This window comes from Ralstonia sp. TCR112, assembly GCF_007997035.1.
GTDB classification, from domain to species: Bacteria; Pseudomonadota; Gammaproteobacteria; order Burkholderiales; family Burkholderiaceae; genus Ralstonia; species Ralstonia edaphi.
On record NZ_VOSS01000101.1, the window covers coordinates 1 to 13,872 of the forward strand.

Below are 13,872 nucleotides of genomic sequence, written 5' to 3' on the forward strand. Positions count from 1 at the left end.
AGCGTGACGTTGGTTTGTGCATGCGCCGCGCCAGCAGCCGCGCACAGGATTGCCGCACACAGCGGCAGGGTGGCTCGTTTCTTCATTGTCATCTCCTCTCTCTGGTGTCATGCCGGCCACGGCCGGAATTGCTTCTACTGCGGTTGCTGTTGCAAATCGAAGATCCGGCGCATCGGCATCCACTTCTGCCCGGCGGGCGTCCACGGGGTCGGTGTCTGGAACTGCCACATCAGCGCTTCCCATTCGCGGATCTTCGGGTCCATTTCGGTGGCAAGCGCCATGCGCTCGGCGTCGTAGATCGCGTCGTCGGTCTCCATGAGCATCACCATGCGGGTGCCCAGGCGATAGATCTCCATGCCGGTCACGCCGTGCTTGCGCAGGTGCTGCGCGACTTCGGGCCAGATGCGTTGATGGTGGGCTTCGTACGTGGCGATGAGCGCCGCGTCGTCTTTCAGGTCCAGAGCAAGGCAGTAGCGCATGGCAGCCTCACGTCAGGGCGCGGTCGAGGTGCGTGTAGCCGCCGTCGACAAACACCCACTGGCCCGTCGTATGCGAGGCCTGCGCAGAGAGCAGGAAGACCGTGGTGCTGGCAATCTCGTCGGCGGTGGTCATGCGCTGGCCGAGCGGAATCTTCGATGTAATCGCCGCGAGCTTGGCATCGGGGTTGTCGAACGTGGCGATCCAGCGTTCATACAGCGGCGTCAGCACCTCGGCCGGAATGACCGCGTTGACGCGCACGCCATCCGGCGCCAGCGACGCCGCCCATTCCCGCGTGAGCGACAGCTGTGCACCTTTTGCGGCGGTGTACCCGCTCGTATTGCCCTGCCCCGTCAGCGCCGTTTTCGACGAGATATTGACGATGGCCCCTCGGCTCGCTTTCAGGTGCGGCACGCACAGATGTGCCATGACGTAGTAATGGATCAGGTTCTTTTCGAGCGACCGCACGAAGGCGTCCCGGCCGGCGTCCAGGCCCACGCTGTCATTGATGCCTACATTGTTGACAAGACCATCGATATGCCCGAACGCGCGCAAGGTTTCTTCCACCATGCCGCGGCAGTCGACTTCATCCTCCAGGTCGAACTGGAAGAAGCGTGCCTTCGGCTGCCGATGCATCAGTTCGGCTTCAAACGCCGGGGCCATCGGGCTCTTGCCACAGACGACGGGAATGGCGCCCTCGGCTGCCAGTTGCAGCGAGATGGCCGCGCCAATGCCGGCCGCGCCGCCCGTGACGATGACGACTTTGTCTTGCAGATGCAAATCCATGGTTCAAGCCTTGAGTTGCAGGTTGTAGCAGCGGGCGGCGGTGCCACCCCAGAGATCGATGCGTTCGGTGGCGCTGAGCCGCTCTTCGGCCCAGACGTGCAGCACGTCGACCACCGTGCCGTACGACGCCGCCAACTGGCAGACGGGCCAATCCGAGCCGAACATCACGCGACCTGGGCCGAACACGTCGAGTGCCACGTCAAGGCACTGGCGCGCGTGCTGAACGTCGCGCACGGTCACGCCCTTTCGCCAGTCGGCTTCGGTCAGCAAGCCGGAAAGCTTGCACGCGACATGCGGCATGTCCTTGAGCGGTGCCAGCGCGGCCCGCCAGCGCGCCAGGGCCTGTGCGTCACGCTCGAACGCCTCCAGCGGCGGCTTGCCGAGGTGGTCCAACACCAGCCAGTGGTGATCGTGCCGACCGCAGAAATCCACGGCGGGCGCAAGCTGATGACCGAACACCAGCACGTCGTACGTGTAGCCCCAGAGCTGCAGCAGCGCGACGCCCTGCTCGAATGCCGGGTCTGACAAGAACGCCGCGACGTCCGGTTCGTTCTGCACGGTGTGCCGGAAGCCGACCAGCTTGTGGTCACCGCTCCTTGCCTCGAGGCGCGCTTCAAGGTCGGTGGCATGCAGGTCTTCCCAGCCCACCACGCCGACAATCCAGTCGTGCGCAGCGGCGAGTTCGAGCAGGAAATCCGTTTCCTCTCGCACGCCGCGCGCCTGCACGGCGATCGCAGCGTCCAGGCGTTGCGCCCGAAGCTCCGGCAGCAGGTCGGCAGGCAGGCGGTCTTCGGCCAGGGCTTCCATGCCGGGACCGATCCACGAATACGCCTCGGGGCGATAGCGCCAGAAATGCTGGTGCGCGTCTATTCGCGGCACGGGCAGCGCAGGATCCGTCATCGCATCAGCCCCGGAAGCGGTATTGCTCAAGCGATGCCGGTTTCATCGTGATGGAGAAACCGGGAGCCTGCGGCGGCAGATAGGCGGCATTGCGCACCACGCACGGATCGACAAAGTGCTCGTGCAGGTGGTCGACGTACTCGACCACGCGGCCTTCTCGCGTGCCCGACACGCAGATGTAGTCGATCATCGACAGATGCTGCACGTACTCGCACAGGCCCACGCCGCCAGCGTGCGGGCACACCGGCAGGCCGTACTTGGCGGCCAGCAGCAGCACAGCCAGGATTTCATTCACGCCGCCCAGCCGGCACGCATCGATCTGCACAACGTCAATCGCGCCGCGCATGATGAACTGCTTGAAGAGGATGCGGTTCTGGCACATCTCGCCGGTAGCGACCTTGACGGGGGTGACGGCTTCGCGAATCTTGCGATGGCCTTCCACGTCGTCCGGGCTGGTCGGCTCTTCAATGAACCACGGCTTGGCGAAACCGAGTTCGCGCACCCAGTCGATGGCCTCCTTGACGTCCCAGACCTGGTTGGCGTCGATCATCAATTCGCGGTCCGGCCCCAGCACTTCACGGGCGATAGAGACGCGGCGAATGTCGTCCTTCAGATCGCGCCCGACCTTGAGCTTGATATGGCGGAAGCCGCTGTCGACCGCCTCGCGGCAGAGGCGGCGCAGCTTGTCGTCGTCATAGCCGAGCCAGCCGGCGGACGTGGTGTAGCACGGGTAGCCTTCCTGCTCCAGCGTGCGGATGCGCACGGCCTTGCCGGGCACCTGTTTGCGCAGCAGCTCCAGCGCTTCTTCGGGCGTGATGCCGTCGGTGATGTAGCGGAAGTCGATGCAGCGCACGAACTCTTCGGGCGTGAGATCGGCCACCAGGCGCCACAGCGGCTTGCCTTCCGCCTTCGCCCACAGATCCCACGCCGCATTGACGACCGCGCCCGTCGCCAGATGAATGGCGCCCTTGTCCGGGCCGATCCAGCGCAGCTGGCTGTCGGACGTGACATGGCGCCAGAAGCGGCCCATGTCTTCACGAATCCAGTCGAGGTCGAGCCCTTCCACCAGATGACGCATCGCCGCGATGGCGGCGCAGCACACCTCGTTGCCGCGACCGATCGTGAAGGTCAGGCCATGGCCTTCCAGGCCCGGCTGGTCAGTCTCCAGGATCACGTAGGCCGCGGAGTAATCCGGGTCCGGATTCATCGCGTCAGAGCCGTCGAGATGCTGCGAGGTCGGAAAGCGCACGTCCAGCACGCGCAGGGATCGGATGATGGTCATGAGTATCGTGTTCAGGATTGCGGAATGCGGAACGCGTGCTTTCAGCCTTGTGCATCCACCGTGCGCTGGCGTTGCTCGCCCAGGCCCTCGATGCCCAGGCGCATGGTCTGGCCCGCGCGCAGGTAGACCGGCGGCTTCTGCCCCAACCCCACGCCCGGCGGCGTGCCGGTGGAAATCACATCGCCCGGCTGCAGGCTCATGAAGCGGCTCAGATAGCTGACAAGATGCGCCACGCCAAACACCATCGTCGACGTCGATCCGTTCTGGTAGCGATGCCCATCCACCTCCAGCCACAGATGCAGTGCCTGCGGGTTGGGCACCTCGTCTGCGGTGACGAGCCACGGGCCGATGGGGCCAAACGTGTCGCAGCCCTTGCCCTTGTCCCACGTGCCGCCGCGCTCGAGCTGATATTCGCGCTCCGACACATCGTTGATGACGCAGTAACCCGCCACGTGCGCGAGCGCATCGGCCTCGCTGATGTAGCGGCCGCCCTTGCCGATCACCACGCCAAGCTCGACTTCCCAATCGGTCTTCACCGAGCCGCGCGGGATTTCCACATCGTCGTTCGGGCCGCAGATGGCGCTGGTCCATTTGCCGAAGACGACCGGCTCGGCAGGGACCTCGGCGCCGGTTTCGGCGGCGTGGTCGGAATAGTTCAGGCCGATGCAGATGAACTTGCCGACGTTGCCCACGCAGGCGCCCAGGCGCAGGCCCGCTTGCGGCGTGCCATCGACGATCGGCAAGCGGCTGATGTCGAGCGTGCGCAGCCGAGCCAGGCTCTCGGGCAGCAGCGCCGCGCCGGCAATGTCGTCAATCACGCCCGACAGGTCGCGCACTTGACCTTGCGCGTCGAGCAGGCCGGGCTTTTCCTGGCCCTTGGGGCCGTAACGGAGGAGTTTCATCGTGTTGTCGTTATCAGCTACTGCAATCAATCAAGCCAAATCAGTTGGACCAGCCGCCGTCAATCACGCAGCAGGTGCCGGTCGTGAAGCGGGACTCATCCGAAGCGAGGTAGGTCGCCAGCGCGGCAATCTCCTCTGCCGTGCCGACACGGCCCATCGGCTGGCGCGCAACGAAGGCGGCGCGGACGGTGTCGATCGACACCTTCTGCTCGCGCGCCTGCGCGGCAATGCGCTGCTCGAGCGACGGAGACTCCACCGTGCCCGGACAGATGGCGTTGCAGCGGATGCCGCGCGCCACAAAATCGGCGGCAATCGCCTTGGTCATGCCGATGACAGCGGCCTTGGTGGTGCCATACACGAAGCGGTTCGGCACGCCCTTCACGCTGGACGCGGCGGAGGCCATGTTGATGATCGAGGCGCCGCCGTTGTCGAGCATCTTCGGCAGCAGCGCGCGCGTCAGGCGGTACATCGACGTCACGTTGAGCTGCCACGAGAACGCCCAGTCGTCCTCCGAACATTCGAGGATGCTGCCCGGGTGCACGTAGCCCGCACAGTTGAACAGCGCATCGAAGGCGGCTTCTTCGCGTGCCAGGACGGCGACGGCGTTGGCGTCTGTCACGTCCAGGCGCAGGGTGCGCACGCCGGCGGTCTCTGCCAGCGTAGTCAGCGCTTCTGCGTTGATATCGGTGGCGAGCACCTGCGCGCCCTCTCTTGCAAACATCATCGCGCTGGCCCGGCCAATACCCTGCCCGGCCGCCGTCACGAGGATGCGTTTTCCTTGGAGTCTCATTGCGTCTGCGTTCCGGCGCGGGCCACGTTGGCGATGGCCCGTTCCGTCAATGGAGTGAAAAGCACTGCGCCGTTCAGGAAGGAGATGCAGCCGGCATGGCGGTGAACGACACGCCGCCACGCCCCTTGTCGCGATGCCTCGTCAGTACAAGACGTTCTTGGCTTCAGGCGAATCCAGGTTCTGCTTGTTGACCATCATCACGCCGGTGTCGACCTGCTTCTGTACGGGCTTCTTCTCGATCACGCTGACCACCGTTTCGATGCCCTTGTAGCCCATCTGGTACGAGCTTTGGACAGCGATGGCGCGGATCGTGCCGTCGCGCACGAAGCCCTGCAGATCCTGGTTGCCGTCAAAACCGATGGCCGCCACCTTGCCGCTCTTGCCGGACTGCTGCAGCGCGCGGCCCATCCCGACGGCCGTCGGCTCGTTCGCACCGAAGATGCCCTTCAAATCGGGATTGGCGGCCAGCACGTCCGTCGTCTGGTTCAGTGCCGTCGCCATCTGCGATTGCGAATAGAACGGCCCGACGATCTGCAGCTTCGAATGCGTCTCGATGTATTTCTTGAAGCCGCCCACGCGGCCGATTTCAGAGCCGGCGCCCGGCACGTACGACATGATGGCGATCTTGCCGGTCTGGCCGACGGCCTCGATCATGGCCTTCGCACACAGCTCACCGGCCTTCGTGTTGTCCGTCGACAGGAACGACTGGTAATACTGCTTGCCGGAATCGGACACCATCGAGTCGATCAGCACCACGGGGATGTGCGCTTCCCACGCTTTCTTCATCGCCGGCACCAGCGCGTCGGGGTCCGACGGCGCGAGCACGATGCCCGCCACATGCCGGTTGACGGCGTTCTCGACCATGTTCACTTCGTCGGCAATGGCCGATTCCGCCGCTGGTCCCTGGAACGTCATCGTGTAGCCCTTCGCGTTGCCCATGGCGGCCGTCGCGCCTTTCTGAACGTTCTGCCAGTAGTTGGAATTTGCCGATTTCACGATCACGGCAATTTCACCGCCTGCCGCCTGCGCATAGGCAGAGAACAGTGCGCACGTTGCTGCAACCACCGACAGCACGGAAAGCTTCTTCATGTCTCACTCCTTGGTTTTGGTTTGAACTTCTCAAGTCACAACTTGCGGTTTCTGAGCTGATCAATCCAGACGGTGCCGAGGATGACCACGCCGATGATGATCTGCTGGATAAAACTCGATACGCCGTTCATGTTGAGCCCGTTGCGCAACACGCCGATCACGAACGCGCCGATGGCCGTGCCCGAGACCGTTCCGACACCGCCCATCAGCGACGTCCCGCCGATCACGGCGCTGGCAATTGCATCCAGCTCGTACATCACGCCTTCATTCGGCTGCGCCGTCACGAGGCGAGACATCAGCACGCAGCCCGTCATCCCGGCCAGCAAGCCCGACAGCACATACGTGAACAGCTTCACGCCCTGTACGTTCACGCCGGACAGGCGCGCCGCCTCGGCGTTCGAGCCGACTGCGTAGATGTGGCGACCGAGCGAAGTCCGTGACAGCAGCACCGACACGGCGACGAACAGCGCCAGCATGATCACCACCGGGTAAGGAATGCCGGGGAAGACCGTGTCCGGGAAGCCGTCTGCGCCGATGTGCGAGATGCGGAACAGTGCGCCGTTGCCGAGTTCGCCAAAGGCGTCGCCCAGGCCCGAGACCGGACGGGCCCCCGTGATCTGCAGGGCCAGGCCGCGCGCGACCAGCATCATGCCCAGCGTGGCGATGAACGGCGGCAGGCCCATCCGCGTGATGCAGATACCGTTGACCCATCCGCACGCGGCGCCGACGGCCACGCCGGCCAGCATGGCCAGCGGCACCGGCACGCCCATCTTCACAAGCAAGGCGGCCACCACGCCCGAGAGCGCCAGCACCGAACCCACCGACAGGTCGATGCCGCCGGTGATGATCACGCACGTGGCGGCCACGCCCAGGTAGGCAATCGACGTGACCTGCAGTGCGACGGTCATGAAATTGCCGACCGAAAAGAAGGCTGCGCTGGTGGCGGAAAACGCCATCACGAGCGCCACAAGGCTGCCAAGCGCTGCAAACTTCTGGATCAAGTCGCGGTGGTGTTGCTTGCGCTGCGTCTTCACGGGCTGCGGCTGATCTGATGTCATTTCAAGCATGGGTTCGTCCTGATGCGTAATGCAGAATTTCTTCCTGGTTGGTCTTCCGTGTGTCCAGGACTGCGGTGATGCGGCCTTCATGAAAGACGGCAATTCGATCGGTCATGCCCAGCAGTTCCGGCAACTCCGAACTGATCAGCACGACGCCGACACCGTCCGCGGCAAGTTGATCCATCAATCCATAGATCGCGTACTTGGCGCCCACGTCGATGCCCCGCGTCGGCTCATCGAAAAACAGGATGCGCGAACCGCGATACAGCCACTTGCCGATCACGATCTTCTGTTGATTACCGCCGGAAAGATTGCGCACCGTCTGCCCGACCGACGGCGTGCGGATGTTCAGCTCGCGCACGTAGCGTTGCGCCACGGCGGTCTCTTCGGAAAAGCGCAGGAAGCCATGCGAGGAAATCGCCCGCACATTGGCCAGGGTGATGTTGACGGCCACCGGCATCGAGAGCGCCAGCCCGTCCTTCTTTCTGTCTTCCGACAGGTAGGCAATGCCTTGCCGGATCGCCTCGCGCGGCGAGCGGATCGTGACCGGCTGATCGCCCATATGGCCCAGCATGATCGAGCCGGAATCGAGCCGCTCAGCACCGAAAATGGCACGCGCCACCTCCGTGCGGCCCGCGCCCATCAGGCCGGCAAAACCAAGAATCTCGCCCTTGCGCAGCTCGAACGACACCGGGCCGAAGACGCCTGCGCGGCTCAGTGCATTCACGCGCAGCAAGACCTCGTCGGTCGGCACCGATTTGCGCGCGGGAAACACATCGTCGAGCGAGCGACCGACCATCCGCGCGACGATCTCGTTGACGCTGGTGGAAGCGAAATCGCTGGTGGCGATGTGGCGGCCGTCACGCAGCACCGTCACGCGATCGACGATCTCGGCCATCTCATCCAGCCGGTGCGAGATGTACAGAATCGCCACGCCGTCGGCGCGCAGCTCCTTGATGATGCGAAACAGCTGGACGGTTTCGGATTCCGTGAGCGAAGACGTCGGCTCGTCCATGATGAGCACACGCGCGTTGAGCGAGAGCGCCTTGGCGATCTCCACCATCTGTTGCTGCGCGATCGACAACGTGCTGACCAGCGTCGTCGGCTCGACGGCCAGACCGATCCGCTGCAGATAGCTGCGTGCGTTCGTGTTGAGCTTGCGGTAATCGATGAACGGGCCGCGCTTCGGCTCGCGCGCCAGGAAGATGTTCTCCGCCACCGACAGATGCGGCACGAGATTCAATTCCTGATGGATGATGGCGATGCCCGCCGCCTGCGCTTCGGAGGTCGAGGTAAAGCGCACTGCCTCGCCGCGGTAAGTGATGGCACCATCGTCCGCCGTGTACTGGCCGCTGATGATCTTCATCAGGGTGGATTTGCCGGCACCGTTTTCGCCGCAGATGGCATGGACTTCGCCCACACGCAGATCCAGATTTACGCCATCCAGCGCAACGACGCCGGGAAAGCGTTTGCCGATGCGCTGCAAGCACAGGATCTCTTGCGGCATCGACGCTCTGGAGCTGCTTACGTGCGTAGGCACGGCATCAGCACTGCTCATCGTGGTCTCCGTTGTGTTGCGCGGCTCTGATCTTCCGCTCGACGCACTGGTAAGTCCAGTTTGGAACGTTTCGATCGGGCCGTGCATTTTTTGGTCAAGCCAATATCACTTATAACGTACCTGCCTGACCACTAGTGCAAACCCTGAACTGCTGCCGACACCAGTGTAGACAACGGCTCGCGGTGCGCATGCTAGACTCGAAACAGACCCGAACGCGGTAATGCCCGCAAAAAAATCACACCACAATGAAGCAGACAGAGCCAAAGCGGCTTTACCAATCTGTAGCCGCGCAGATCCTCGCGCTGATCCAACAAGAAAAGCTGGGCCCCGGCACACGCCTGCCGCCCGAGCGCGAACTGGCGCAGACCTTGGGCGTGTCGCGACCGTCGCTGCGCGAGGCGCTGATCGCCCTGGAGATTGGCGGCCAGGTGGAAATCCGCATGGGCTCCGGCGTCTACGTGCAAGACGCAAGCGCCGTCAGCGAGAGCGCGGCCATTCCGTCGCTGGGCGAAAGCCCTTCTGAACTGATGCAGGCCCGTGCCGTGCTCGAAGGCGATGTCATCACGCTTGCCACTGGGCGGCTGACGGCCGCCACGCTCGACAAGCTCCAGCGCACCATCGACCGCATGAAGAAACTCGCGTCGAGCGGAAAGTCGCCCACCGATGCTGACCGCCAGTTTCATATGCTGATTGCCGAGACGGCCGGCAATTCGGTCCTGAGCCGCTTCGTGGCGGAGCTGTTCGACAGCCGCCATGACCCGCTCGCCATGGCGATCCGCGACCATGCCGAGGGCGAATCCAGCTGGCATGCAGCCGTGCATGAACACGAAGAGATTCTCAAGGCGCTGCAGGCCGGCGACCCCATCGCGGCGCAAACCGCCATGCGGGCGCACTTGCGCGCGTCGGAAGAACGCTGGATCGCAGGCGCCATTCAGCAAGACGCCCCGCAGTAAGCCCCTTCTCCATGCGCGGCCCGCCTGTGGCTGCGCCCCCCCTGCTTGGGCGCACCTACGCCACTCCGCCCGCCTCTCAAAGCGGTCTGACCAAATATCTCACCACCGCGCCTTGACCCCTTGAAAACAAGGGATTTCCGGCATCAGGGTTTCCCCCCTCCAGGAATTTCACGCGAGATGTTAAATTGGCCTGACCAATAGGTGAGGCCTGTTTGGCATGACCAGTTGCGGGAGACGCGCACCATTTCCCTCAACTTGGCGCAGTACGCACACGCAATCGGCCCTCACCTCATCCCACCCAAGGAGACCGGAAGGTGACTCACCGTTTGCCATTGCCACGCGCCCATACACAACTTATTCAAGGCCCACGTCAGGCGGAGACTGGCGGCGCTACCTCGGCGGGAGCCGCATCATGCTGACCGTCGTTTGCGAAACGCCGGGCACGCTGCGCGCACTGGACCGGCCCGTCCCGAGCCCCGCCGACGGCGAAGTGCTGCTGCGCGTCAAACGCGTGGGCGTGTGCGGCACTGACCTGCACATCTTCACCGGCAATCAGCCTTACCTGAACTACCCGCGCGTGATGGGGCATGAGCTGTCGGGCATCGTCGAACAGCGCCCGCCGGCAGCGCGCTGAGCAAGGGCGACGTGGTCTATGTGATGCCCTACCTGTCCTGCGGCCATTGCGTTGCATGCCGCCAGGGCCGGACAAACTGCTGCGTCAACATCCAAGTGCTGGGCGTGCATCGCGACGGGGCCTTCACGGAATACCTGAGCGTGCCGCAAGCCTTCGTGCACAAGGCAGACGGCGTCAGTCTCGATCAGGCCGCGATGGTGGAATTTCTGGCCATTGGCGCGCACGCCGTGCGTCGGGCGCAGGTGCGCGCCGGGCAGCGCGTGCTGGTGGTCGGCGCGGGCCCGATCGGCATGGCCGCCATGATCTTCGCCAAGCTGCGCGGCGCGACGGTCACAGCGCTGGATTCGCGCGCGGATCGCCTCGCCTTTGCGACGGAGCAACTCGGCGTGGATGCCAGCGTTGCGCTGGGCGATACCGACGAAGCGCAACTCGCCGCGCTTACAGACAACGAGTTCTATGACGTTGTGTTCGACGCCACGGGCAATCCGAAGGCCATGGAGCGCGGCCTGCGCTTTGTGGCGCATGCCGGCACGTATGTGTTGATCTCGGTGGTGGCGGCCAACCTCTCGTTCTCCGATCCGGAATTCCACAAACGCGAGACCACGCTGCTCGCCAGTCGCAACGCCACCACGGAAGACTTTGAAACCGTGCTCGACGCCATGCGCGCGGGCAAGATTCCCGCCGCGCTCAATACGCACCGCATGGCGCTGGCGGATGTGCCCGAGCACTTCAAAACACTGCTCGACCCGGCCGCCGGCGTGGTGAAAGCCATCGTGGAGTGCTGAGCGCATGACGGCGCCGATCCTCCAGTTCGGCACGAGCCGCTTCCTGCAGGCGCACGTCGACTTGTTCGTGTCGGAAGCGCTCGACGCGGGACAAGCGCTGGGCGGCATCACGGTCGTACAGACGACCGCCAACCCGTCCAGTGCCGCGCGTGTGGCTGCGCTTGCCGGCGGCGCGGGTTACCCGGTGCGCATTCGCGGCTTGCGCGACGGCGCACCCGTTGACCAGACTGTCACCTGCCAGGCCGTGCAGCGCGCCCTGCAGGCCGACGCCGATTGGGAGCAACTGCGCGACCTCATGGCAACAGATGTGCAGGTCGTCGTGTCCAACACCGCCGACCAGGGCTACCAACTCGACCCGCGCGACGATGCCAGCTTGATACAGCAGCCATCGCGCGTGCCGCGCAGCTTCCCCGCGAAACTGGTGACGCTGCTGCTCGGCCGCTGGCTGCGACAGCCGCACGCGCCGCTGTCGCTGTTTCCGTGCGAGCTGATCGAGCGCAATGGCGACACGCTCTGCGCAACGGTCTCCGCGCTGGCACGGCAATGGGCACTGCCCACCGCATTCGTCGATTGGCTGCGCACGCATTGCGTGTGGGCCAACTCGCTCGTAGACCGTATCGTCTCCGAGGCATTGCACCCCGTGGGCGCCGTGGCTGAACCGTACGCCCTGTGGGCCATCGAGCGCCGGCCGGGGCTGGTGCTGCCCTGCACGCACCCGGCCATCGTGCTAACGGATGAACTCGATCATCACGAGCGCCTCAAGCTCTTTCTGCTCAACGCGGGCCACACGTTTCTGGCCGAGCGTTGGCGCGAAGATGCGCACCCCGCCGACATGACGGTCGCGCAGGCCATGGAAGACGCGCGCCTGCGGCCGGAGCTGGAAGCCCTGTGGCACGACGAGATCGTTCCCGTATTCGCGGCGCTCGACAAGCGCGATGCCGCCGAGGCCTATCTCGTCTTGCTGCGGGAGCGCCTGCTGAACCCCTACCTTGCCCACCGCCTGGCCGACATCGCGCAGAACCACGCGCAGAAGAAACAGCGGCGCCTGGCGCCCATCGTCGCGCTCGCGCGGCAGCTGGGATTGCACCTGCCCCAGCCGCGCCTGAACGCCGCGCTGGCCAATCCGAATTGAACCTGCAAAGCATCATGTCCGACGCATCCCTCATTCTTCTTGCCCCCGACGACGATGTGGCCGTCGCGCGCGTGGCGCTCGCGCCAGGCGCAGCACTCAACGCCGGGTTGACCACCCGCGATGCCATTCCCGCCGGTCACAAGGTCGCAATGCGCGACATCGCAGTGGGCCAGCCGGTGCACAAATATGGGCAGGTCATCGGCGTGGCGACAGTGGCCATTCGTGCGGGTGAGCATGTGCACGTCCACAACATCGGCATGGCCCACGCGTCTGCCCAGCACGCCGTGGGCCACGCGTACCGCGCCACCGTCCCCGTCGACACGCTGCCACGTTCCAGGGCTACGTGCGGGCGGATGGCCGCGTCGGCACGCGCAATTTCATTGGCGTCATCTCCAGCGTGAATTGCTCGGCCACCGTGTGCCGGCATATCGTGCAAGCGGCCCAGGCAGAGGCGGCCGCATTTCCCAACGTGGATGGCGTGGTCGCCATCACGCACGGCAGCGGCTGCGGCATGGCCGGCAACGGCGAAGGACTGGAACTGCTGCAGCGCACGCTGCGCGGCTACGCCGACCACCCAAACTTTGCCGGCGTGCTGATCGTTGGACTCGGTTGCGAAGTCAACCAGGTCGCGCCGCTCGTGCAGATGCTAGGGGCGCGCACACCCGGCCTGTTTGCATCGCTGACGATCCAGGAAGAAGGCGGCACGCGTGAAGCCATTGCGGCCGGCCTGTCCATGCTGCGCGACATGCTGCCGATCGCGAACCAGGCAGAACGCAGCGCCGTCCCAGCCAGCCACCTCACGGTGGGCCTGCAATGCGGAGGGTCCGACGGCTACTCCGGCATCAGCGCCAACCCGGCGCTGGGCGCCGCGGTGGATTTGCTGGTGCGGCACGGCGGCACCGCGGTGCTGTCCGAAACACCCGAGATCTATGGCGCGGAACACCTGTTGACCGCACGCGCGGCCACACCTGCCGTGGCCGATGCGCTGATGAACCGGCTGGCCTGGTGGGAGCACTACACCCGCACGCTGGGCGCCGACATGAACAACAACCCTTCGCCCGGCAACAAGGCCGGCGGCGTCACGACCATCCTGGAAAAATCCCTCGGCGCGGTCGCCAAGGGCGGCAGCAGCGGGCTGATGGCCGTGTATGAATACGCGCAGCCGGTGCAGACGCACGGCCTCGTCTTCATGGACACGCCCGGCTACGACCCCGTGTCTGCCACGGGCCAAGTCGCAGGCGGGGCCAACCTGATCTGCTTCACAACGGGCCGCGGTTCCACCTATGGCTGCAAGCCGGTGCCCTCGTTGAAGCTTGCGACCAACAGCACGCTCTATCGGCACATGGAACTCGACATGGACTACGACTGCGGCGGTATCGTCGATGGCCACCTCAGCATCGCGCAAGCCGGCGAGGCGCTGTTCCAGCTGATGCTGGCCACTGCCTCCGGCACGCGCACCAAGAGCGAACTCAATGGCCTGGGCGACAACGAGTTCGTGCCCTGGCAGCTTGGCGCGGTGATGTAAC

The 13,872-nt window shown here is 64.7% G+C and carries 11 protein-coding genes and 2 pseudogenes; 4 read left to right on the forward strand and 9 right to left on the reverse strand.

All coding sequences use genetic code 11. The features are described 5' to 3' along the window. Nucleotides 1-134: 134 nt before the first annotated feature. From FUT88_RS21875 to FUT88_RS21910, 9 genes are all read right to left on the reverse strand, one after another. Nucleotides 135-479 carry an L-rhamnose mutarotase gene (locus FUT88_RS21875; RefSeq protein ID WP_147218341.1) on the reverse strand — a complete coding sequence of 115 codons (345 nt, stop codon included), beginning with the start codon at nt 477-479 and terminating at the stop codon, nt 135-137. A 7-nt stretch (nt 480-486) separates the two neighbouring features. Further along, nucleotides 487-1,263, reverse strand: a complete 777-nt coding sequence (locus FUT88_RS26290; protein WP_186829361.1) for an SDR family oxidoreductase — start codon at nt 1,261-1,263, stop codon at nt 487-489. Nucleotides 1,264-1,266: 3 nt separating this feature from the next. Then, a complete protein-coding gene (locus FUT88_RS26295) occupies nt 1,267-2,148 on the reverse strand; it encodes an amidohydrolase family protein (protein ID WP_186829362.1) in 882 nt (293 codons plus the stop codon). A gap of 19 nt (nt 2,149-2,167) precedes the next feature. Beyond that, nucleotides 2,168-3,445 (reverse strand): L-fuconate dehydratase, encoded by a 1,278-nt coding sequence (locus FUT88_RS21885; RefSeq protein ID WP_147218343.1) that lies wholly within the window; start codon nt 3,443-3,445, stop codon nt 2,168-2,170. Nucleotides 3,446-3,486: 41 nt separating this feature from the next. Then, complete coding sequence (locus FUT88_RS21890) at nt 3,487-4,347, reverse strand: ureidoglycolate lyase (RefSeq protein ID WP_104566896.1); 861 nt, start codon at nt 4,345-4,347, stop codon at nt 3,487-3,489. A 40-nt stretch (nt 4,348-4,387) separates the two neighbouring features. Then, nucleotides 4,388-5,137 (reverse strand): SDR family oxidoreductase, encoded by a 750-nt coding sequence (locus tag FUT88_RS21895; RefSeq protein ID WP_147218345.1) that lies wholly within the window; start codon nt 5,135-5,137, stop codon nt 4,388-4,390. Nucleotides 5,138-5,278: 141 nt separating this feature from the next. Further along, nucleotides 5,279-6,226, reverse strand: a complete 948-nt coding sequence (locus tag FUT88_RS21900) for an ABC transporter substrate-binding protein (RefSeq protein ID WP_147218347.1) — start codon at nt 6,224-6,226, stop codon at nt 5,279-5,281. A gap of 35 nt (nt 6,227-6,261) precedes the next feature. Then, the gene (locus FUT88_RS21905) at nt 6,262-7,293 is read right to left on the reverse strand and encodes an ABC transporter permease (protein WP_147218349.1); all 1,032 of its coding nucleotides are present in this window, start codon (nt 7,291-7,293) and stop codon (nt 6,262-6,264) included. Continuing rightward, the gene (locus FUT88_RS21910; RefSeq protein WP_261797259.1) at nt 7,286-8,791 is read right to left on the reverse strand and encodes a sugar ABC transporter ATP-binding protein; all 1,506 of its coding nucleotides are present in this window, start codon (nt 8,789-8,791) and stop codon (nt 7,286-7,288) included. The genes FUT88_RS21905 and FUT88_RS21910 overlap by 8 nt, the downstream gene beginning before the upstream one ends. A gap of 296 nt (nt 8,792-9,087) precedes the next feature. Here FUT88_RS21910 and FUT88_RS21915 point away from each other — a divergent pair, with 296 nt between their 5' ends. The 4 genes and pseudogenes from FUT88_RS21915 (at nt 9,088) to FUT88_RS21930 (ending at nt 13,871) form a co-directional block, all read left to right on the forward strand. Beyond that, nucleotides 9,088-9,795 carry a FadR/GntR family transcriptional regulator gene (locus FUT88_RS21915; protein ID WP_027677440.1) on the forward strand — a complete coding sequence of 236 codons (708 nt, stop codon included), beginning with the start codon at nt 9,088-9,090 and terminating at the stop codon, nt 9,793-9,795. Between the two features lie 412 nt (nt 9,796-10,207). After that, nucleotides 10,208-11,214: pseudogene (locus tag FUT88_RS21920) on the forward strand (zinc-binding alcohol dehydrogenase family protein). A 4-nt stretch (nt 11,215-11,218) separates the two neighbouring features. After that, nucleotides 11,219-12,346 (forward strand): mannitol dehydrogenase family protein, encoded by a 1,128-nt coding sequence (locus tag FUT88_RS21925; RefSeq protein WP_147218352.1) that lies wholly within the window; start codon nt 11,219-11,221, stop codon nt 12,344-12,346. 14 nt (nt 12,347-12,360) lie between these two features. Continuing rightward, nucleotides 12,361-13,871 (forward strand): annotated as a pseudogene (locus FUT88_RS21930) (UxaA family hydrolase). Nucleotide 13,872: the final 1 nt, after the last annotated feature.

Coding starts and splice junctions, on each gene's coding strand:
- FUT88_RS21875 (WP_147218341.1), bottom strand. CDS start 479: ATGCGCTACTGCCTTGCTCTGGACCTGAAAGACGACGCGGCGCTCATC.
- FUT88_RS26290 (WP_186829361.1), bottom strand. CDS start 1,263: ATGGATTTGCATCTGCAAGACAAAGTCGTCATCGTCACGGGCGGCGCG.
- FUT88_RS21885 (WP_147218343.1), bottom strand. CDS start 3,445: ATGACCATCATCCGATCCCTGCGCGTGCTGGACGTGCGCTTTCCGACC.
- FUT88_RS21890 (WP_104566896.1), bottom strand. CDS start 4,347: ATGAAACTCCTCCGTTACGGCCCCAAGGGCCAGGAAAAGCCCGGCCTG.
- FUT88_RS21895 (WP_147218345.1), bottom strand. CDS start 5,137: ATGAGACTCCAAGGAAAACGCATCCTCGTGACGGCGGCCGGGCAGGGT.
- FUT88_RS21900 (WP_147218347.1), bottom strand. CDS start 6,226: ATGAAGAAGCTTTCCGTGCTGTCGGTGGTTGCAGCAACGTGCGCACTG.
- FUT88_RS21905 (WP_147218349.1), bottom strand. CDS start 7,293: ATGCTTGAAATGACATCAGATCAGCCGCAGCCCGTGAAGACGCAGCGC.
- FUT88_RS21910 (WP_261797259.1), bottom strand. CDS start 8,791: ATGCCGCAAGAGATCCTGTGCTTGCAGCGCATCGGCAAACGCTTTCCC.
- FUT88_RS21915 (WP_027677440.1), top strand. CDS start 9,088: ATGAAGCAGACAGAGCCAAAGCGGCTTTACCAATCTGTAGCCGCGCAG.
- FUT88_RS21925 (WP_147218352.1), top strand. CDS start 11,219: ATGACGGCGCCGATCCTCCAGTTCGGCACGAGCCGCTTCCTGCAGGCG.